The sequence below is a fragment of the Streptomyces sp. HUAS TT7 genome, from assembly GCF_051550175.1.
In the GTDB taxonomy this organism is placed as follows: Bacteria; Actinomycetota; Actinomycetes; order Streptomycetales; family Streptomycetaceae; genus Streptomyces.
Genome location: NZ_CP196175.1, coordinates 4,490,100 through 4,508,973 on the forward strand (window position 1 = coordinate 4,490,100; position 18,874 = coordinate 4,508,973).

Annotated in this window: 19 protein-coding genes; 9 read left to right on the plus strand and 10 right to left on the minus strand. The window is 72.2% G+C overall.

Features of this window, described 5'->3' with window-relative positions:
* Nucleotides 1-212 precede the first annotated feature (212 nt).
* On the minus strand, nucleotides 213-1,157 hold the full coding sequence (locus ACSHXC_RS20280; protein ID WP_438292903.1) for a LysR family transcriptional regulator: 945 nt from the start codon (nucleotides 1,155-1,157) through the stop codon (nucleotides 213-215).
* Between the two features lie 230 nt (nucleotides 1,158-1,387).
* Between ACSHXC_RS20280 and snpA the strand changes: the two genes are divergently transcribed.
* Nucleotides 1,388-2,038, plus strand: coding sequence for a snapalysin (snpA, locus tag ACSHXC_RS20285; protein ID WP_438292904.1), 651 nt, complete (start codon nucleotides 1,388-1,390; stop codon nucleotides 2,036-2,038).
* A gap of 78 nt (nucleotides 2,039-2,116) precedes the next feature.
* A complete protein-coding gene (locus ACSHXC_RS20290; protein WP_438292906.1) occupies nucleotides 2,117-2,278 on the plus strand; it encodes a hypothetical protein in 162 nt (53 codons plus the stop codon).
* Nucleotides 2,279-2,387: 109 nt separating this feature from the next.
* On the opposite strand, the gene ACSHXC_RS20295 is transcribed toward ACSHXC_RS20290, so the two are convergent.
* From ACSHXC_RS20295 to ACSHXC_RS20305, 3 genes are all read right to left on the minus strand, one after another.
* A complete protein-coding gene (locus ACSHXC_RS20295) occupies nucleotides 2,388-4,346 on the minus strand; it encodes an FUSC family protein (protein WP_438292907.1) in 1,959 nt (652 codons plus the stop codon).
* A 227-nt stretch (nucleotides 4,347-4,573) separates the two neighbouring features.
* Nucleotides 4,574-5,560 (minus strand): endonuclease/exonuclease/phosphatase family protein, encoded by a 987-nt coding sequence (locus tag ACSHXC_RS20300; RefSeq protein WP_438292909.1) that lies wholly within the window; start codon nucleotides 5,558-5,560, stop codon nucleotides 4,574-4,576.
* 218 nt (nucleotides 5,561-5,778) lie between these two features.
* The gene (locus ACSHXC_RS20305; RefSeq protein ID WP_438292910.1) at nucleotides 5,779-6,669 is read right to left on the minus strand and encodes a hypothetical protein; all 891 of its coding nucleotides are present in this window, start codon (nucleotides 6,667-6,669) and stop codon (nucleotides 5,779-5,781) included.
* Between the two features lie 97 nt (nucleotides 6,670-6,766).
* On the opposite strand from ACSHXC_RS20305, the gene ACSHXC_RS20310 reads away from it, so the two are divergent.
* The 4 genes from ACSHXC_RS20310 (at nucleotide 6,767) to trpS (ending at nucleotide 11,096) form a co-directional block, all read left to right on the plus strand.
* A complete protein-coding gene (locus ACSHXC_RS20310; protein WP_438292911.1) occupies nucleotides 6,767-7,162 on the plus strand; it encodes a hypothetical protein in 396 nt (131 codons plus the stop codon).
* 79 nt (nucleotides 7,163-7,241) lie between these two features.
* Nucleotides 7,242-7,370, plus strand: coding sequence for a DUF6126 family protein (locus tag ACSHXC_RS20315; RefSeq protein WP_226598910.1), 129 nt, complete (start codon nucleotides 7,242-7,244; stop codon nucleotides 7,368-7,370).
* Nucleotides 7,371-7,638: 268 nt separating this feature from the next.
* A complete protein-coding gene (locus tag ACSHXC_RS20320; RefSeq protein WP_438292913.1) occupies nucleotides 7,639-9,810 on the plus strand; it encodes an FG-GAP repeat domain-containing protein in 2,172 nt (723 codons plus the stop codon).
* Nucleotides 9,811-10,070: 260 nt separating this feature from the next.
* Nucleotides 10,071-11,096 (plus strand): tryptophan--tRNA ligase, encoded by a 1,026-nt coding sequence (trpS, locus tag ACSHXC_RS20325; protein WP_438292914.1) that lies wholly within the window; start codon nucleotides 10,071-10,073, stop codon nucleotides 11,094-11,096.
* Between the two features lie 11 nt (nucleotides 11,097-11,107).
* Here the strand turns inward: trpS and ACSHXC_RS20330 are convergent, their stop codons facing one another.
* Nucleotides 11,108-12,016 (minus strand): LysR family transcriptional regulator, encoded by a 909-nt coding sequence (locus ACSHXC_RS20330; protein ID WP_438292916.1) that lies wholly within the window; start codon nucleotides 12,014-12,016, stop codon nucleotides 11,108-11,110.
* 182 nt (nucleotides 12,017-12,198) lie between these two features.
* Here ACSHXC_RS20330 and ACSHXC_RS20335 point away from each other — a divergent pair, with 182 nt between their 5' ends.
* Both ACSHXC_RS20335 and ACSHXC_RS20340 read left to right on the plus strand, forming a co-directional pair.
* Nucleotides 12,199-12,648 carry a nuclear transport factor 2 family protein gene (locus ACSHXC_RS20335; RefSeq protein WP_438292917.1) on the plus strand — a complete coding sequence of 150 codons (450 nt, stop codon included), beginning with the start codon at nucleotides 12,199-12,201 and terminating at the stop codon, nucleotides 12,646-12,648.
* A gap of 49 nt (nucleotides 12,649-12,697) precedes the next feature.
* Nucleotides 12,698-13,636 carry a zinc-binding dehydrogenase gene (locus tag ACSHXC_RS20340; RefSeq protein WP_438292919.1) on the plus strand — a complete coding sequence of 313 codons (939 nt, stop codon included), beginning with the start codon at nucleotides 12,698-12,700 and terminating at the stop codon, nucleotides 13,634-13,636.
* Nucleotides 13,637-13,899: 263 nt separating this feature from the next.
* Here ACSHXC_RS20340 and ACSHXC_RS20345 read toward each other — a convergent pair whose 3' ends face one another.
* A complete protein-coding gene (locus tag ACSHXC_RS20345) occupies nucleotides 13,900-14,394 on the minus strand; it encodes a hypothetical protein (RefSeq protein ID WP_438292921.1) in 495 nt (164 codons plus the stop codon).
* Between the two features lie 171 nt (nucleotides 14,395-14,565).
* Nucleotides 14,566-15,009, minus strand: coding sequence for a hypothetical protein (locus tag ACSHXC_RS20350; protein WP_438292922.1), 444 nt, complete (start codon nucleotides 15,007-15,009; stop codon nucleotides 14,566-14,568).
* A gap of 245 nt (nucleotides 15,010-15,254) precedes the next feature.
* Here ACSHXC_RS20350 and ACSHXC_RS20355 point away from each other — a divergent pair, with 245 nt between their 5' ends.
* Nucleotides 15,255-15,872, plus strand: a complete 618-nt coding sequence (locus tag ACSHXC_RS20355) for a transglycosylase SLT domain-containing protein (RefSeq protein WP_438296712.1) — start codon at nucleotides 15,255-15,257, stop codon at nucleotides 15,870-15,872.
* 36 nt (nucleotides 15,873-15,908) lie between these two features.
* Here the strand turns inward: ACSHXC_RS20355 and ACSHXC_RS20360 are convergent, their stop codons facing one another.
* The 3 genes from ACSHXC_RS20360 to ACSHXC_RS20370 are packed head-to-tail and all read right to left on the minus strand — an operon-like array spanning nucleotide 15,909 to nucleotide 18,822.
* Complete coding sequence (locus tag ACSHXC_RS20360) at nucleotides 15,909-16,835, minus strand: NAD(P)/FAD-dependent oxidoreductase (protein WP_438292923.1); 927 nt, start codon at nucleotides 16,833-16,835, stop codon at nucleotides 15,909-15,911.
* A complete protein-coding gene (locus tag ACSHXC_RS20365; RefSeq protein ID WP_438292924.1) occupies nucleotides 16,832-17,440 on the minus strand; it encodes a mycothiol-dependent nitroreductase Rv2466c family protein in 609 nt (202 codons plus the stop codon). The genes ACSHXC_RS20360 and ACSHXC_RS20365 overlap by 4 nt, the downstream gene beginning before the upstream one ends.
* On the minus strand, nucleotides 17,437-18,822 hold the full coding sequence (locus ACSHXC_RS20370; protein WP_438292925.1) for a phosphomannomutase/phosphoglucomutase: 1,386 nt from the start codon (nucleotides 18,820-18,822) through the stop codon (nucleotides 17,437-17,439). Before ACSHXC_RS20370 ends, ACSHXC_RS20365 begins: the two co-directional genes overlap by 4 nt.
* Nucleotides 18,823-18,874: the final 52 nt, after the last annotated feature.

Sequence of the window (18,874 nt, forward strand, 5' to 3'; positions counted from 1 at the left end):
CGACATATGGCGGTATGTCAAAGACCCCGGGCTTTGCAGTACGCCAACTGGCTGTGCAGCACTCCAGCATCCCGAAGCCGACCGCATCGTAGTCGCGGGAGTGGGCCCCTCGGCCATCCCGTCCGCGGCGAACGGACGTCCGCCGGACGGGCGCCCCGACGTTCATGATCACCAGGGCGTCACGCGGCCCTGCTGAGGCCGGTGAGAGGCCGTTAGGGAAGGCCCCGCTCCTCCAGCCACGCCCGGTACGGGGGTGAGTGGGAGGCCGCCTCCCAGTACGCCGACTCCAGGTCGGTGCCCACCCCGGCCAGTTCACCTCCGTATGCCCCACTGCGGACCGCCAGGAGCAGCCGTACTCCCAGCGGGTCGTCCCGCAGGGGGCGTATGGCCATGTCGGAGCGGGGGCGGGAGGTGGGCTGGCACAGGGTGACGACCTCGCCCGTCGCGACCAGGCCCGCCGCCGTCAGGTAATCGCCGTGCAGCACACGGGGGTTGAGGCCGGCCGCGTTGAGGACGCGGCGCAGGCCCTCCCATTCGCCGTCCACGCTGGGGTCGACCATCCACTGGTCGGCGGCCAGGTCGGCCAGATCCACGAGGGGCCGGTGCGCCGCCGGATGGTCGGCCGCCAGGCACACGAACTGCGGCTCGCGCTCCACGAGCGTGCGGATCTCAAGCCCCGGCGGGATCCGCAGCGGGCAGCCCTCCACTTCGTGTACGAACGCCACGTCCAGCTCGCCCGCCGCGACTTGGCGGAGCAGCGCGGTGGCCGAAACCGCCACCTGGAGTTCCGTCTCCGTGCCGGGCAGCCGCTCCCGCAGGCGGCGCAGCCAGCCGGGGATCGCGCGGCTCGCGGTGGAGCCGATCCGCAGCCGGTCGCCTTCGGCGGCGCGGGCGGCCGCGGCCCGGGTGTCGGCGACCAGCGCGCTCAGCGAGGCGAGCAGCGGACGGGCTCGGCCGACCACGCCCCGGCCCAGAACCGTGGGCACACAGCCGGTCCGCTCGCGCGAGAAGAGCCGTCCGCCCAACGTGTTCTCGATGCGCTTCAGTTGGGTCGTCAGGGCGGGCTGGCTCGTGCCGAGCGCCCGTGCGGCGGCGTGCAGACTGCCGGCGTCGGCGATGGCGCACAGCACCCGCAGATGTCTCACCTCCAGCTCCATGGGCTGAGGTTAGGGCACGCTAAGTGATCGCACCAGATGACCAAAACCGCACTGATACGCGGGAGTTATCGCAGATCGGCATCATTCCCGTACGCCACTGTGGCCTGCACAATCACCAATCACCGGAACGGCGCCACAGCGCGTCCCCCGGCCACCGATCAGCAGAGCCCCCACCCGCGGCCGGCCCACCCAGCCGGGCGCGGATCCCCGACGGATTGGTAAACCCCCCCATGAGACACTCCCGCACGTTCGCCGTGACCGCCGCGCTGGGCCTCGCCCTCGCGGGCTTCGGCGCGATCCCCGCGACCGCCGCCACCCCCACGGCCACCCCCGCCCCGGCCGCGCACTACACCTCCGCGGCCAAGCACTCCGCCGTCAACGACCGGGCGTTCTACGACGCGGTCATGAAGTCGGTCGCCAAGAAGCGCGCCGCCAACCCGCTCGCGGCCGCCGTGACCGTGACGTACAGCACCGCCAACGCCCCCAGCTTCACCTCCGAGATATCGCAGGCCGCGCAGATCTGGAACTCGTCGGTGCAGAACGTACGCCTCGCGGAGAGCAACGGCGGCGCCGACTTCGAGTACCGCGAGGGCGACGACCCGCAGAACGGTTCGTACGCCTCGACCGACGGGCACGGCAACGGCTACATCTTCCTGGACTACAGCCAGAACCAGCAGTACTACTCGGTGCGGGTCGTCGCGCACGAGACCGGGCACGTGCTCGGGCTGCCCGACCACTACTCGGGGCCGTGCAGTGAGCTGATGTCCGGCGGCGGGCCCGGCACGTCGTGCCGCAACGCGTACCCGAACAGCACGGAGAAGTCCCGGGTGAACAGCCTGTGGCGCAACGGGCTCACTTCGGCGGTCAAGCCGGCCGCGTAGTCCCTCTGGCAGCATGGGGGGATGCCCAGCGTCTCTCCCCGTCGTTCTTGCCCGTCCTGCGGCCGTGCCGTTGCCGTTGTGGCGGGCAAGTTCGTGCGCCACGATCCCCGTACGCGGGAGTCGTCCGGCGAGCTGACGCTCTGCCCCGGCTCCAAGCGCCGGGCCCCCGCGGACGCCTCCCAGCGAACCCTGGACGGGTTCGAACTCCCCCGGTTCCCGGGCCAGTTGCCTCTCTTCTGAGGCGTTGCCCCGCGGGGGCGTGCGGCTCCTTCGGCTGCGGGTCGGTGGGGGCTGCTCGCGCCCACGCGGCGGAGCCGCACAATGTCAGAGCCCCGCGCCCCTGGCAGGGTCAGGGGGTGGGGGACGCGATGGCTCGGGCGGCTCGGACTTCCTGGCGGAGCGGGGCCAGGACGGACTCCTCGTCACCCGGGAGGTCCGCCCGGACCTCCACCAGCGTCACGCTCGACCGCAACCCCTCCGCAAGCCCCCGCAGCTCGGACGCGATCTCCGTAACCTCGCCCGCCGCAGGCGAGGACGCCCCGTGGTTCACCCGCACCCGCGCCGCCGTCGTCGCGTCCACGATCCGCTCGACCGCGACGACAAGGGGCCACCACGCCGCCGCACGGGGGCCCGTCGGCGGGGGTTCCGTCAACGCCCGCTGGAATTCGCTCCGTACCGTCGAGAGGTCCCGGTACAGCCGGCGCCGGAGCCGGACCCGCTCCGTGCGGTCGTCCTCGGAGGAGAACGCGTACTCCACGTACTCCGCCGTCGCCGCCACCGCGTCCGCGAGCCGCGCCCCGATGCGGGTGTGCCAGCTCTCGGGCCACAGCAGATAGCCCGCGACCAGCGCGATCGCGCAGCCGATGAGGCTGTCCCACAGGCGGGGCATGACCAGGTTGAAGCCCTGGTGGTTGAGGACGTCCGAGAGGAGCAGGATCACCGGGGTGATGGCCGCGGTCTGGAAGGCGTACCCCTTCGCGGAGAACGCCGGGATCAGCGCCGCGAGCAGCATCATCACCGGGATGTCCCACCACCCGCGCGGCACCTCCGCGAGGACGGCCGCCGCGATGACGAGCCCGCCCGCCGTGCCGACCGCCCGCATCAGGGCCCGCGCGAAGACCGAGCCGAAGTCGGGCTTGAGGACGAAGACGATGGTCAGGGCCACCCAGTACGAGCGTTCCACCGGGACCACGGAGACCAGGGCCTGGGCCAGCCCGATGCACAGGGCGAGGCGGAGTCCGTAGCGCCAGGAGGCCCCGGAGAGCAGGACGTTGCGGGCCGCGCGGCGGAACCGGATGCGCAGGGCGGCCGGGCGGCCGAGGCGGTCGTCGATGTTGGAGTGGTCGACGTCGGGGTTGTGCACCACGGCGAAGGCGTGCCGCAGCGCGGTGTCCAGGGCCCGCTCGGCCGGGGTCGCGGGCGTGGGCAGGTCCGGGGCGACCGCGCCGGTGCGGCCCTCGGCCACCGCGTCCGCCAACTGCCGTACGGCGGTGGGGATCGCGGCATCCACGCCCCAGCCGCGCAGGTGCACGGCGGGCGCCGCCTCGACGATCGGGATGACGACGTTGAGCTGGGCGAGGAGGCGCACCAGTTCCTCGCGGCGGCCGTGTTCGCGGGCCCGGCGGGCGAGGATCAGGTCGTAGGCGGTGTCGAGGGCCTGGGTGACGGCCTGGCGTCTGGTGTCGTACGCGTCCGTCGTCGCGGCCTCGATCGCTTCGGCGACCGCGCGGTAGGTCCCGGCGACGGCGTCCCGCTCGGGTTCGGTACGTCGCAGGGGCCAGCCGAGCAGGCTCAGGAGCAGCACGAACAGGCCGCCGAGGCTGAGCAGCAGCGGCGCCTTCCACCAGGGTCCGGGCATGGGCAGGCCCGCGCCGACGACGGCGTTGAGGAGCAGCAGCAGTCCGGAGACCGAGGCGACCGCGCCGATCGTGGAGATCATTCCGGAGGCCAGCGCCACGAGGGTGAGCGCGGCGACCGCGAGCCAGCCGTGCCCGAAGACGAGGCTGCCGACGGTCACGCCGAGCGCGCCGAACAGCTGCGGCACGGCGATGTTGAAGATCCGCATCCGGTACGCGTCGGCGGTGTCGCCGATGACCCCGCTGAGCGCGCCCATCGAGGCGAGCGCGCCGTACGCGCTCTGCCCGGTCGCCATTCCCACGGCCAGCGGCGCGGACATCGCGATCGCGGCGCGGGCGACGGCCGGCCAGGGGATGGGGGTGGGGGCGGGACGCAGCCCCCCGATGAGCCATTCCGGCGGCGCGAGCCGCCCCTGCCGTACGCCGTCCCCCGCCCGCTTCTGATCAGCCATGACCACACGACACCGTAAAGAGATCACTTGGTGCAAACAGGGCGGCCAACGGAACCGTAAATGTTGTCCACAGCCTGTGGATAATTCTTTCGAATCCGACCATCCTGGTGTGCCGCCGCTTCCGGATCATCCCCGAAACCGTCGCCCGCCCGGGCTCCCTACGATGCTGACCCGCCGGGACGGGGCCCGCATGTCGGCGCCGCGGCCGTCCCGGCCGCGACGATGTGTCAGCCGCCGTACAGGCTGAGCCCCACGAGCAGCGCACGGTGGTCGGTGCCGCGCAGTTTCAGGAAGCGCGCGGACGTCGCCTTGAAGGAGTCGCCGTTCACCAGGACGTGGTCGATCTGGGTGCGCAGCGGGGTGGTGCGGTCGGCGGGCCAGGACCAGGTGCGCGACTGCCCGGTGAGCCGGGCGCTGTCGTGCAGGGCGCCCTCGTCGAGCACGGAGCGGAACAGGGCGTGGTCCTGGGTGGCGTTGAAGTCCCCGGCCAGGATGACGGGCTGCCCCTTCGTAGCCTTCGCGAACTCCCTTGTCCTGCCCAGCTCTTGATGCCATTTGCCGTCGTCGCCGGGCAGCGGCGGCGAGGGGTGCGCGAGCTGGAGCCGTACGTCGCGCCCGCCGATGGTGGCCACCGCGCCGGGCATCGCCATCACCGATTCGATGGGCTCGGCCGGCTTCAGCGGAAACCGGCTCAGGATCGCCGACCCGGCGGAACCGTCCTCGCGTACGACATCGCGGTACGGGTAGTCGGCCTTGGGCAGGTCCGCGGCCAGCGCGTCGGAGCAGCGGAAGCTGCACTCCTCGACGAACACGAGGTCGGGCTTCTCGCGCTTGACGGTGGCGATCAGATCGTCCGTCGCCCACCCGAACTCGGTGTTGGACGTGAGGACGGTGAACTCCGCCAGGACCGGGCCCTTCGGCCGGGTCGTGTCGGCGCCGTACGGCTGGGTGTACCAGCCGGTGACCGCGAGGACAGCGACGCCCCACACCATGCCGGTGCGCCACCGCCCCAGCGCCGCGAGCGCGAGCCCCGCGCCGCCCGGCACGAGCAGCCAGGGCAGGAAGGCGAGGGCCTGCGGCACGGGCGTGACCCCGTCCGAATCGGCGGCCCGGCACCCCACCACCACACTGACCCCGGCCAGCAGGAGCGCCCCGGCCAGCGCGGACACCACCCGCCAGGGATGCCGTCGCCGTACGTCGGATGCGGCCGGCAAGGCCGGTACGGTCCCCGTGCCCAAGGTGTCCAAGGCGGCCTGCCTCCCGCTAGCCGGTCACAGCGTTCGCATCCTCCCCCAAAGACGGCCCGGCGCCCGGCACGGTTGCTCAAGCCTTTGCCCGCGCGGCCACCCGGTCGAGGAGCCCGCCGAGGGCCGCGTCGAAGACGGAGGGCTGTTCGAGGCTGCGCAGGTGGGCGGCCGGGTGCCGGACGCGGTCAGGGCAGGTCTGGCGACCCCGCCCGTACCGGTCCTGGCCGGGGCCCCTCGGCGGCCGGCCGCCCTCGCTTCCACAGCCGGCCCGTGAGCCAGGCCCCGAGCGCGAGCGCGAGCCCGAACGCGAGGACGGCCCACGCCGCCGTGCTGAGGAAGTCGGTGAGCGCGTCGTAGACCGCCCCCGCCGCCGACGGATCGGAGTCCGCGGGGAGCCCGTCCAGCGTGAGCGACCTGCCGACGGCGACCAGGACGTGCAGGACCGCCGCGCCCACGGCAAGACCGATCCCCACCCCGATGAGGGCGCGGCGGCGGCGTACCGCGACGAGCACCGCCCCGCTCGCCGCCGCCAGGCAGACGACCGCGCCCCAGACGCCGACGCGCCGGAGCCACCGGAAGACGGTGCGGACCGGCCCGAGTCTCGTCGACTCGACGACGGTCAGGTCGGTGTGTTCCACGGGAATCCTGTTCGCGAACGGCACGCCCTGTGCCTCCAGTTCGGTCTTGATCTGCTGGATCGCCGGGGCCAGGTCGATGGTCACGTCGTTGCCGCCGCCGTTGTGGGTGAGGGCGGAGACGACGCTCGCGTGGGCGGCCCGGTTGGCGGTGTTCCACACGTCCTGGAAGGCGGACGTGGTGGTGAAGGACCGCACGGCCCCGCCGATCAGCGAGGCGACCGAGCCCTGGAGCGGCCCCACGTCGACGTTCTGCATGATCGCGTCGGTGACCTTGGCGGCCACCTCGCCGCGCACGGCTCGGTTCCCGGCGAGCGGTGCCATGGCGGCGACGTAGCGGTCGCTGCTGCCGATCTCCGTCTTCGCCCAGGCGGCGACCGCGCCCAGCGGGACGAGGACGGCCGCAAGCACGATCAGCACCGCCGACAGGAAGCTGCGCACCCGTCCACGAAATCCCGGGTTGCCCATCGGCGCGCGCGGGTGTGGGCTATATGGGGGACGCGTACACGTGCCCCGGGAAAGCGGAAGGAGTGCCGCCATGGCCGCACACGCTTCGGTACCCGCCACGAGCCACCGCAGGGCTCACCATCTGAGCAGGGCCGTCCTCGCGATCCCCGTCGTCCTGGGGGTGATGTACGGGTTGTACGTCTTCGCCAACCAGCGCGGCGGCGGTGCGATCACCGGCGGCCAGATCGTCCTCGGCGTCGTGTCGGGACTGGCCGTGATCGCCCTGGGCATCGGCCTCCTCAGCATCCAGTCCGCCCTGCCCCGCGAGCTCCGCGCGGCGGCGTACGGCACGCTGTTCGGCGCCGCGATGGGCTTCCTGTACAGCCTGTCCGACCACAGCGTGTTCAGGTCGTCCGGCATGGGGGCGATCTTCGGCGGGGCGATGTTCCTGGTGTCGTTCTACGTGTTCTACACACACGAGGACTGACCACCCAGCGGTCCTCTCTGGGCCCCGGGCCGCCTCCCCCGTACCCTGGAACGCACCAGTACGGGACAGGAGGCGACCGGTGGCCGACAGCGAGAAGAGCCAGGAGCGCAGCATCGCCCTGCGCGCGGGCTTCTACATCTTTGGCACCCATGTCTTCGCCGGCTTTGTGTGGCTGCTGTTCTACGTGGGCGGCCACGCCCACAAGTAGTGCCGGTTCTGTGTGTGGGAACCACGCCCACGCAATGCCACCGGGCTCATTCGGTGCCCGCACCCGTGTCCTCCCGCCCGCATGAGGAGCGCCTCCACAGGGCACCAACCAGTAGTCCCTGTCGGGGAGTTCGAGATTCCGAATCTGCTGTTAACCTCCCGGCTGCTCGCATGCTGGGCCCGAGCCGGGCGGCGTCTCTATCCTCGCGCGGCATGCACGCGCGGCTTCGCGTACCCCGCATGCATCCCACGCATGAGGCGGAGTACTTGTGGCAGAGAACAGGCACGGCCGACGGAGCACGCTGCTGCGGCGGGTGTTGACCACGGCGCTGACGTCCGCACTCGCGCTCGGCGCCCTCGGTACGACGGGCGCCGGGGCCGGCCCCGGACCCCACCCGGCCATCGAGACCGACCAGTGGGGCGCCCCGTACGCGCTCACCGACGGCACCACGATCCAGACGCTGATCGACACCAGAACGACCAAGGACGGCACGGTGGTTGCCCTGTGGTCCAGACTCGCGGCCAACCGCTCGCAGCGTGATCTCCTGGCGGCGGTGCGGCCGGCGGGGACCACCAAGTGGGGGCCCGTGCGCACCCTGGCGAGCTCCACGTACGACACGTCCTCGCCCGTCGACGCGCATCTCCTCGCGGCGCCGGACGGCTCGGTCACCGTCGCCTGGGTCGACGTGGCCGCCACCGGTGCCGTGCTGCGCACCTCGGCGCTGCCCGCCGGTGCCACGTCCTGGTCGTCCCCGGTGCAGATAGCCGCGGCCGACCGCATCCAGGACATCCAGCTCGCCGGCACCCCCTCGGGCCGCACCGTCGTGGTGTGGGCACACAGTGTCGACCCGCAGTACGAGGTGTACGCGGCCGAGCGCACCGGGGCGGGCGGCACCTGGTCGGCGCCGGACCGGCTCGACACCACGGGCGCCGGGGCACAGGACGCGTACCCGCAGGTCGCGGTGGCCGCGGACGGCTCGGTGAACGTCGTGTGGACCGAGTACGGGTCCGCGGGCGCGGCCTTCAAATCGGCCGAGCAGGGTGCGTCGACCGCCGCCTGGAGCGCCCCGCACGACACCTTCCCCACCCCGGTCCCGGCCGCCGAGGCCCGCCTGGCGACGGGCCCGGGCGGAACCCTCGCGCTGACGTGGCTCGCGGGTGGCGCCCTCAACTACGCGCAGAGACCGGCCGCGACCGGCACCTGGGGCCCGGTCGAGAGCGCCGCGAGCACGGACAGCTTCGGCGACGCCGTGCCGACCCCGCTGACCGGCCCGGGCGGTGACGTCACCCTCGTCTGGTCCGACTACCAGTCCGGTACGGACGGCTTCTACATCCGCACCTCGACCCGGGCCGCCGCCACCGGCACCTGGTCGCCGGTGCAGACCCTGTCGACGCAGTACGCGGGCATGACGCACTTCGGCGCGGACATCGCGGCCGACGGCACCGTGCACGCCGGGTGGAGCCAGCCCGCCGACGACGGCAACTCCGACCGCTTCGTCGTGGCCACCCGCATGGCCGGAGCCTGGAGCACGCCCAAGGAGCTCAGCGCCAACACGTCCGGGTACGCGCGCGGCGGCATATCCGTGGGCGGCCCGGACAACCGCCCGACCGCCCTGTGGGAAGACCCCACCGGCATCTCCACCACCCGCCTGATGACCGCCACGACCGCCCCGGGCCCCGCCACCTGGCGCGACTACAACGGCGACGGCAGAGGCGACCTCCTGGCCCTCACCCCCGGCGGCACCCTCACCATCCGCACCGGCAACGGCAGCGGCGACGTCACCCCCGGCCCCTCCGCGCCGGGCTGGCCCACCACCTCCCGCTATGTCCCGGCGGGCGACCTCACCAACGACGGCAACAACGAACTCCTCGTACGCGACGCCTCCGGGCAGCTCACCCGCTACGACGGCGCCGCGAACAAGCCCTTCGCCCCGAGCGGCCCGCACCTCGCGCTCGGCGCGGGCTGGAACGCGTACGACCAGCTCACCGTCCCGGGCGACCTGACCGGCGACGGCCGCCCCGACCTCCTGGCGCGCACTCCCTCGGGCGACCTGTACATGTACGCCGACAACGGCGCGGGTGCCTTCAAGGACCCCGTCAAGATCGGCTTCGGCTGGGGGATCTACAACACGGTCATCGGCGCGGGTGACCTGGGCGGCGACGGCTTCGGCGACCTGCTCGCGCGGGATGCGTCCGGGGTGCTGTGGCGCTACGACGGCAACGGCAGGGGCACCTTCGGCGACCGGGTCCGCATGGGCGCGGGCTGGGGCATCTACAACGCGCTCGCCGGGGTCGGCGACATCACGGGCGACGGGAAGCCGGACCTGGTGGCCCGCGACACCGACGGCGTCCTGTGGCGCTACCCCGGAAACGGCGCCGGTGCGTACACCGACCGCGTACGGGTGGGCGGCGGCTGGCAGACGTATCTGAACCTGTACTGACCCCGGGCTCCGCGCGGCGCGTGCCGAAAGACCCTGGGCGCGCGCCGTGGGGCCGGGCTATGGTGAACCCATGTCGTCCGCATCGCAGTGCCGTACTCACCTCTGCTGGTGGCGCTCCTCCTAGGAGCGGCCACGACTCACACGCGCGACATCGTCAGCGGGCCGTTCATCACTGGACGGCCCTTTGTGTTGCCCTCGCTGGATCCCGCAGTGGGCGCCGTCCAGGCCCGCCCCACCCCACTGCCCACGAGGAGCCCACCATGAACACCGTCATCACCGCCCAGGACCGCATCCTGACCGGCGACCGCCCCACCGGACCCCTGCACCTGGGCCACTACTTCGGCACGCTCCACAACCGGGTCCGCCTGCAGAACGAGGGCGTGGACCTGTTCCTGGTCATCCCGGACTACCAGGTGCTGACCGACAGGGACGTGGCGGAGCGGCTGGCCGAGAACGTGGAGGACGTGGTCCTGGACTACCTCGGAGCGGGCGTGGACCCGACGCGCTCGACCATCTTCACCCACAGCGCGATCCCCGCCCTCAACCAACTCCTGCTCCCCTTCCTGAGCCTGGTCTCGGTGGCCGAACTCAGCCGCAACCCCACCGTCAAGGACGAGATCGCGCACTCCCGTCAGGCGGCCGTCTCGGGCCTGATGTACACCTACCCCGCCCATCAGGCCGCCGACATCCTGTTCTGCAAGGCGAACCTGGTCCCGGTCGGCAAGGATCAGGTCCCGCACCTGGAACTGACCCGCACGATCGCGCGCCGCTTCAACGAGCGGTACGGCCCGGTCTTCCCCGAACCGCGCACCCTGCTCTCCGAGGCGCCGCTGCTGCTGGGAACGGACGGCACGAAAATGAGCAAGAGCCGGTCCAACTCCATTGCCCTGAAAGCGAGTTCGGACGAAACGGCCCGCCTGATCCGGGGTGCGAAAACGGATGCGATCCGCACGATCTCGTACGACCCGGAGCACCGCCCCGAAGTGAGCAACCTGGTCCTGCTCGCCGCCCTCTGCCAGGGCCGCGACCCGCACGAGGTGGCCTCCGAGCTCGGAGACGGCGGCTCGGCCGCTCTGAAGGCGACGGTGACGGACGCGGTCAACACCCACTTCGCCCCGCTGAGGGCCCGGCGCGCCGAGTACGCGCAGGACATGGACTACGTCCGGAAGCTGATCGCCGAGGGCAACGAGCGGGCGAACGAGATCGCCGAGACCACCCTGGACGAGGTGAGGGAGGCGATGGGAACGTTCCGCCGCCCACGCCTCGCAACGCCGGCCGGCATCTAAGGGGTACGCGGCTACGCCGGAGAGTGCAGCCACCCCTCGACCCGGGCCGTCTCCGACGCCGTCCGCAGCAGATGGGCGACGGCCGGCCGACGACCCCGGCCCCGGGTCAGGAGGTGGAGCTCGATGGTGGCCGAAGGGTGCAGGGGGCGCCACACCAGCGTGGCCGGAAGCCCGTCCACCGCCGACTCCCCCAGGACGGAGACCGCCTCACCCCGTGCCACCGGGGTGTGCGCCGCGTCGAACGACAGCTGCCTCAAAAGGAGTTGAGGCTCAGACCCCGCCCCCTCGAAAATCCCCAGAATCGCATCGAAGTGCCCCGGGTTCGCCTCACGCGGGTGGACGAGGAGCCGCTCTCCCGCGAGCTCGGACACCGAAACCGAATCCCGCGCGGCCAGCGCATGGGAGGCCGGCAGCAGCACCCCCTGCGGTTCGAGGCGTACGACCGTGCGGACCAGCTCCGGGGCCGGGGGCGGGCAGCGGACCAGGCCCGCGTCCAGCGTGCCGTCGATCACCCCGGACACGATGTCGGCGGTGGGCAGGAGCCGGGTGGTCACCGCGAGGTGAGGGTGCGCCGAGGCGAGGGCCGCGAGCAGGGTGGGCGCGGTCCCGTACCCCGTACTCGTGCTGTACCCCATCGTCAGCGCGTCCCGCTCGGACTCGGCGAAGCCGCGCACGTCCCGCCACAGCCGGTCCGCCGACTCGCAGAGCTCCGCCCCGCGCTCCATCAGCAGGCGTCCCGCTTCCGTCGGTTCGACGGAGTGCGTCGTGCGGTCCAGGAGCCGTACCCCGAGCTCCTGTTCCAGCTGGCGGATCTGGCGGCTGAGCGCGGGCTGGGCGATGTGCAGACGTTCGGCGGCGCGCGTGAAGTTCCGCTCCTCGGCGACGGCCAGGAAGTAGCGCAGGCGACGGAGTTCGGACATGCCGAGCAGCTTACGACCGTGCGTGAGCAGCCGATATGCCGGTACGGCATCGGGCGGTCCCGAACAGGTCTTTCCCTCCGCGCACGCCCCCTTCCTAGTGTTCAGGTGTCGGAACGAGACACCCCGGACAGCCCCCGGACACCCCGGGGTACCCCGACGAAACCCACTCCAAGGAGCAGGAAATGACCGCCTCGACCACCACTCCCGCGAACACCGCCGCCGCCCCCACCAGCACCACCGAGGCCAGCCGCGCCGTGATCCTCGACTACATGGACACCCTCACCACCGGCGACTTCCACGCCCTGCGCCGGTTCTTCGCGCCGGACGCGACCTGGACGCTCGCCGGTGACCTGCCCCTCTCGCGGACCTGGGTCGGCCCCGGCGCGATCCTCGACGAGTTCGTCCCGGCGATGGTCGAGCACTTCGTACCCGGAACGATGGAGCTCGCATTCGAGGGCGTCATCGCCGACGGCGAGCGGGTCTTCGCCGAGTGGAACACCCGGGCGGTCGCGAAGTCGGGCCTGCCCTACGACCAGCACTGCCTGGCCGTCTTCACCGTCCGGGACGGGCGGATCGCCGAGGTGCGCGAGTACTTCGACACCTTGCACGCCAAGAACGTCGTCTTCGTCTGAGCCCCGCCCACCCTGAACCCGAGTCCCCGGGCCCCGAGAGGAAAACGTCATGAAGGCCCTACTGCCCGGCTCCCCCGACGACACCGACAAGCCCGTCGTCCTCGGCGAGGCACCCGAACCCGCCCCCGCCGACGGCGAGTTGGTCGTCTCCGTCGAGGCATATTCGGTCAACCGGGGCGAGACCTTCCAGCTCGACGGGCAGCTCGACCGTACGTGGCCGGGCTGGCGGCCCGGCAAGGACGTGGCCGGTACGGTCGTACGCCCCGCCGCCGACGGGAGCGGCCCCGCCGTGGGCACCCGGGTGGTGGCGCACCCGCCCGCGTTCGGATGGGCCGAGCGGGTCGCGGTGGCGAGCGCGAGTGTCGCCCGACTCCCCGACAGCGTCGACGCCGTGACCGCCGCAGCTCTGCCGCTCGCGGGCATCACCGCACTGAGGCTGCTCCGCGCGGCAGGCCCCGTCGCCGGCCGCCGCATCCTGATCACCGGCGCGAGCGGCGGAGTCGGCCACTATGTGACCGAGCTCGCCGCATCGTCCGGCGCGGCCGTCACCGCCGTCGCCGCGACCCCCGAACGAGGCGCCCGCCTGGTCGAGTTGGGCGCGACCGAGCTGGTCACGTCCGTGGCCGACGCCGAGGGCCCGTACGACATCGTCCTCGAATCGGTCGGCGGTGACTCCCTCCCCGCCGCGCTCGCCCGCCTCGCCCCCGGCGGACTGCTCGTCTGGTTCGGCCAGGCCAGCCGCACCCCTGTGACCCTGAACTTCTTCGACTTCTTCAAGGGGCCCGACCAGGCCCGCATCGTTCACTTCGACTACACCTCCTCCGACACGTCGTACGGATCCGACCTCGCCGCGCTCGTCCGGCTCGTCGAAGCCGGGCGGCTGCACCCCGAGATCGGCTCCGTCCGCGACTGGTCCCGCACGGCCGAGGTCATCGCCGACCTGCGGGCCCGCAAGGTGCGCGGAAATGCCGTACTCACCTTGTCCTGAACGGTATTCGAGCCGCCGCCGGAACGGCTCCCCCGCGCGGGGGAGCCGGATGGTTCGCTCGGGGGATGGAACGGGCCGTGCCGTGCGAGAGCCTGAAAGGGCACGGGGGAGCGGACGGGGGAGTGGCGGCGGCAGTGGCCCACAGGGCCCGGCTCGCCGCCACTCGCACCCCACACTCCAACAGGGGCTTGAAGTAGGCGAGTTGAGGGATCGCGCTCACGCGGCTGTCCGGGATGGCATGCTCGGCTGAGCCGCTCGGTCGGCTAAGCCGCGGGGCCGCGAGGCGAGTCGGAGACAGCGTGATGGTGGTCCCATTGGGCGTAGTGGCCGGTGAGGCAGGCCACCTGGAGGCAGGCGTCGGCCAGACCGGGGGCTGCGTACCGCCAGATCTCGGCGGTGACGCCCTCGGTCGCCCCGGTGCCCCAGATCCCCGCGAGCAGCCGCGCGGCGCTCTCGCGGTCGCGGTCGCTGACGCCGATGCGGCCGGCGGCTCCGAGTTCGTTGATGGCGTCGTCGGCGCGCTGGGTGAGCTCGGGGGTCAGGATCGCCTGGAGGTCCTGGGTGAGGCCGCCGAGCACGGCGGTGAACACGAGCAGCATGCGCCGTGACTGGGCCGGGTGCCGCTCGAAGTCGGAGCAGGCCTGGTCGACGAAGTCGGACAGCATGTTGAGGCGTTGGGCAAGGAGGTCGACGGGGAACGGGGCGTTGCCCTCCGGGGGCGGTGTGCCGTCGTTCGGGATGGGCGATGGGTCGGACATGAGGGTCTCCGCCTGTGTGGTGCGCCCTGTGGGCGGGGCTCCCGGTCTGGCGGCCGGCTTTGTGCTTGCCCCACCCATGGTGGCCATCCCTCAGGGGTGCGCTGAAGGCCAGAAGGCCGACAACGGCCGTCGCTGCCGGGAAGGCACTGGCCATCCGCTGTTGCCTCCAGGCTATGCCTCGGGCTGGGGCTCATGGTTGGCCTGGAGCAGGGGAATCTGAAAACGCAGCAGAATGCCGTCGATTTGACTGTGGTGGACCTCAACTGCGTCCGCGTGGATGGCCAGTTGTTTGTGGATCATGGATTGTTCCGAGTGGTGGTCGGAGCGTTCTGAACCGAGACGCCCGTTGATCCGTGCGTACTGGCCGGCGTGGGTGAACGCCTGGTCGGTGATGTCGACCCGGCAGCGGATGCCGGACACGCTGAGCACCACCCGGAACGCTGGTGCGTGGCTGTGCATGACGAGATAGCCCCCGGCGACCTGCACGTTCGACCTCATGGCTCCGGCGGCGCTCGGCCCGAGGCCGAGCCCCATCACCATGGCACCCGCCAGCCTGCCCGCCAGCAGGGTGCTGATCTGTTCTCGGGGCAGCGTCAACGCCCATGAGAAGTCCACGGTCTCCCACCGTGCCTATCGGTGCACCACAGGAGGTGCGCCTTTCTCAGCATGACGCACCGCACATCCCCACGGCATCGACGGGGGGGGGAGTAATTCACCTCATGCAGTTGGGCCGCTTTGAAAGGCGCTTTCCTAGACTGGGCCTTCCCGGACCGGGCGCGACGGCCCCGGCCCCGACAGACAGGGTGGCGATGGCCGAACAGGGCAGGCGGGGCCGGCGTGCTCAGTGGTTGCTGCTTCCGATGGCCGCGCTGGTCGGCTGGGGATGCGTACACGCCGGGCTGCTGGGCTCGGATTCGGGGAGCCCGGCCCACGCACCGGCGCCGGTGGCGTCCTCGCCGGCGAAGCCGTCGGCCACCCCGTCGTCGCCGAGCGGCTCGTACGACCCCGCCGACTACGCGCCCCAGGTCCGTACGTACGCGAAGAAGGCCGGGATCAGCGCGCAGCTCCTGATGGCGATCCTCTACAACGAGGACTACAAGCCGCACGACGCGGCCTTCGAGCGGAGCTGGCAGAAGTACAAGCCGGACGCGGCGTTCGGCATCGCGAACATGCACCGGGCCGCGTTCGACCAGACCAAGCAGGGGCGGGACTTCGCGTCCCGCAAGTGGGAGGAGCTGCCGGACGACCGGGCGCTCGCGGTGGAGGCCGCGGCCTGGTACCTGCACGACATGTCCGCGCAGCTCCCCTCGCACTGGGCGGGTTCGTACACGCGGGAGGAGCTGATGGCGCTCGGGTACAACGCGGGCGGCGGCAACATGGCGGCGTTCGCGCGGGGCGCGAAGACGGGGAGCCAGGCGTCGGACTACCTGACGCGGCTGCGGGACAACTGGAAGAAGGCCGGTCAGGCGGTCGGGTAGGGCGCGGCGCGGTCCCGGCCGCCGCGCCCCCCGGCTTCACTCCGCCTTCAACTCCGGTGGATACAGGAAGTAGTTGGCGGCCGAGGCCGCCTGGGCGCCCTCGTGGACGGCGGCGGTCACCTGATGCGAGTGCAACGCGGTGAGGTCGCCCGCCGCGTACACCCCGGGCACCGACGTCTTCTGCTCGGTGTCGACGGCGACGTAGCCGGACTCGGCGAGGGCGACGCCGAGCCCGCGGGCGAGGCCCGTCTCGGGCGTCGCGCCCTGGATGGAGAACAGCGCGTCCAGCGGAATGCGGCGGCCGCCCCGGGTGCGGACCGCCGTCAACTGGCCGTCCTTGCCCTCGGGTTCGGCGATCCGGTCGTGGACCACCTCGATGCCCGCCGTGGCCAGGCGGCCCCGAAACAGGGCGCTGATCTCGTCCCGGGCGCTGTTGGTCAGCAGCCGCACCCGGTCGGTGAGGCTGTGCAGCTGCATCGCTTCCCCGGCCGCCGCGTCGGTGTGCCCGACGACCAGGACGGACCGTCCCCGGTTCTCGTAGCCGTCGCAGGTGATGCACCAGAACATGGACCGGCCGACGTACGACTCCCAGTGCGGGAAGTGCGGGAAGTGGTCCAGGACCCCGGTGGCGAGGACCAGGGTGCGGGCCTGCCAGACGAGGTCCTGGGCATGCAGGGTGAAGCCGCGCTCCGCGTCGCCCTCGACGTGGGTGATCCGGTGGTGCGCGATGCGGGCATTGCGGTAGCGGGCCAGCTGCTCGGTGCCGAGTCTGCGCAGGTCGACGGTGGGAATCCCGTCCGGGAAGCCCAGGTAGTTGTGGTTGACCTGGTGGTGGGTCGAGCGGCCGTGGCCGGTGTCGAAGACCAGCACCTCGCGGTTGTAGCGCGCGAGGTAGAGGGCCGCGGACAGGCCCGCCGGGCCACCGCCCACGACGGCCGCGTCGACCGTCTCCGCCGCGCTCATCCCCGGCTCCGCTTGAGTTCGTAGAAGCCGGGGGTGGCCGCCATCAGGGCGAGTCCGTCCCAGAGCCGTGCCGCGTCCTCGCCGCGGGGGACCGGTGTGACCACCGGCCCGAAGAAGGCGACCCGGCCGGTGCGGGCCGGGCCGTCCAGGGCGAGGACGGGGGTGCCGACATCGTCCCCGGCGAGCGCGATCGCCGCCTTGTGGGACAGGAGCAGCGCCCCCTCGTGGGTGCGGGAGGTCAGGGCGTCGGCGAGGTGGGCCGGCAGACCGGTCTCGCGCAGCGCGTCCTCGACGGTGGCCCGGTCCTGCGGCATGCCCCGCTCGTGGAAGCGCTCGCCGAGCGCGGTGTAGAGCGCGCCGAGCACGTCGTCGCCGTGCTCGGCGCGGGCCGCCGCGCACACCCGGGCGGGCCCGCGCGCCTCGGCCAGCATCTGCCGGTGGCTGTGCGGCAGCCGGGGGTCGTCCTGGAGGACGGCCAGGCTCATCACGTGCCAGCGTGCGGTGACCGGGCGCAGCTGCCGCACTTCGAGCAGCCAGCGCGAGGTCTGCCAGGACCAGGGGCAGATCGGGTCGAACCAGAAGTCGACGACGGCCGGGCCGCTCATGCCGCCGCCCCCAGTCCCACGCCGCGTACCAGAGCGAGCAGCACATCGCCCAGCTGCCGCACGGCCGCCGGGTCCGGTCCCTCCGCGTTGAGACGGAGCACCGGCTCGGTGTTGGAGGCCCGGACGTTGAACCAACTGCCGTCTCCCAGGCGGACGGTGAGCCCGTCAAGGCGGTCGATCTCCGTGCCGGGGCCCGAGTAGGCGGCCTCGACGGCGGACAGCGCTGCTTCCGGATCGGCGACCTCGATGTTGATCTCGCCGGACGCCGCGTACCGCGTGTACCGGGCCATCAGCTCGGACAGCGGCCGGTCCTGGCCGCCGAGGGCGGCGAGCACGTGCAGCGCGGCGAGCATTCCGGTGTCCGCGAACCAGAAGTCCCGGAAGTAGTAGTGGCCGGAGTGCTCGCCGCCGAACACCGCGCCGTGCTCGGCCATCAGCGCCTTGACGAAGGAGTGGCCGACCCGCGAGCGGACCGGGACGCCGCCCGCCTCGGCGACCAGCTCGGGCACGGCCTGCGAGGTGATCAGGTTGTGGACGACCGAGGCGCCCGGGTCGCGGGCGAGCTCACGGGTCGCGATGAGGGCGGTGACCTGGGAGGGGGTGATCGACTCGCCACGCTCGTCGACCACGAAGCAGCGGTCCGCGTCACCGTCGAAGGCGAGCCCCAGGTCCGCGCCCTCAAGGCGCACCCGTGCCTTCAGGTCGGCGACGTTGGCGGGCTTCATCGGGTCGGCCTCGTGGTTCGGGAAGGTGCCGTCGAGCTCGAAGTAGAGCGGTACGACGTCTAGCCACGGGTGGTCGAGGACCTCGGGGACGGTGAGCCCGGCCATGCCGTTCCCCGCGTCCACCACGACCTTCAGGGGGCGTATGCCGCCGAGGTCGACGAGCGAGCGCAGGTGGGCCGCGTACCGGGCGAGCAGGTCGACCCGCAGGACGCTGCCGCGCGGCCCGTCGGCGGGCGCGGGCGCCGACGCGAGCGCGGCTCGGATCCGCTCCAGGCCGGTGCCGTCGCCGATCGGCACGGCACCCGCCTTGCACAGCTTGATCCCGTTGTAGCGGGCCGGGTTGTGACTGGCGGTGAACATCGCGCCGGGCACGTCCAGGGTGCCCGAGACGTAGTACAGGTAGTCGGTGGAGCCGAGGCCCGCGTCGAGGACCTGCGCTCCTCGGGAGACCACGCCTTCGGCGAAGGCCTCGGCGAGCGCCGGTGAGGAGCCGCGCATGTCGCGGGCGACGGCGATCCGGTCGGCGCCGGTCAGCGCCACGAAGGCGGCGCCGATGGTGCGCGCGGCCGCCTCGTCGAACTCGTCGGGGACCACGCCCCGGATGTCGTAGGCCTTCACCAGGTGCTGGTGGCGGTGTGCGTCACGTGGATTGCTCATGCTTCCCATTCGTCCTTGGGGTTCCCGTTCGTCTTCGAAGGCCGGGCGGGGT

What these genes read in the sequence shown, in the direction of transcription:
- ACSHXC_RS20280 (WP_438292903.1), bottom strand. Translation starts at nt 1,157, where the DNA reads ATGGAGCTGGAGGTGAGACATCTGCGGGTGCTGTGCGCCATCGCCGAC.
- snpA (WP_438292904.1), top strand. Translation starts at nt 1,388, where the DNA reads ATGAGACACTCCCGCACGTTCGCCGTGACCGCCGCGCTGGGCCTCGCC.
- ACSHXC_RS20295 (WP_438292907.1), bottom strand. Translation starts at nt 4,346, where the DNA reads ATGGCTGATCAGAAGCGGGCGGGGGACGGCGTACGGCAGGGGCGGCTC.
- ACSHXC_RS20310 (WP_438292911.1), top strand. Translation starts at nt 6,767, where the DNA reads ATGGCCGCACACGCTTCGGTACCCGCCACGAGCCACCGCAGGGCTCAC.
- trpS (WP_438292914.1), top strand. Translation starts at nt 10,071, where the DNA reads ATGAACACCGTCATCACCGCCCAGGACCGCATCCTGACCGGCGACCGC.
- ACSHXC_RS20330 (WP_438292916.1), bottom strand. Translation starts at nt 12,016, where the DNA reads ATGTCCGAACTCCGTCGCCTGCGCTACTTCCTGGCCGTCGCCGAGGAG.
- ACSHXC_RS20335 (WP_438292917.1), top strand. Translation starts at nt 12,199, where the DNA reads ATGACCGCCTCGACCACCACTCCCGCGAACACCGCCGCCGCCCCCACC.
- ACSHXC_RS20340 (WP_438292919.1), top strand. Translation starts at nt 12,698, where the DNA reads ATGAAGGCCCTACTGCCCGGCTCCCCCGACGACACCGACAAGCCCGTC.
- ACSHXC_RS20345 (WP_438292921.1), bottom strand. Translation starts at nt 14,394, where the DNA reads ATGTCCGACCCATCGCCCATCCCGAACGACGGCACACCGCCCCCGGAG.
- ACSHXC_RS20355 (WP_438296712.1), top strand. Translation starts at nt 15,255, where the DNA reads ATGGCCGCGCTGGTCGGCTGGGGATGCGTACACGCCGGGCTGCTGGGC.
- ACSHXC_RS20360 (WP_438292923.1), bottom strand. Translation starts at nt 16,835, where the DNA reads ATGAGCGCGGCGGAGACGGTCGACGCGGCCGTCGTGGGCGGTGGCCCG.
- ACSHXC_RS20365 (WP_438292924.1), bottom strand. Translation starts at nt 17,440, where the DNA reads ATGAGCGGCCCGGCCGTCGTCGACTTCTGGTTCGACCCGATCTGCCCC.
- ACSHXC_RS20370 (WP_438292925.1), bottom strand. Translation starts at nt 18,822, where the DNA reads ATGAGCAATCCACGTGACGCACACCGCCACCAGCACCTGGTGAAGGCC.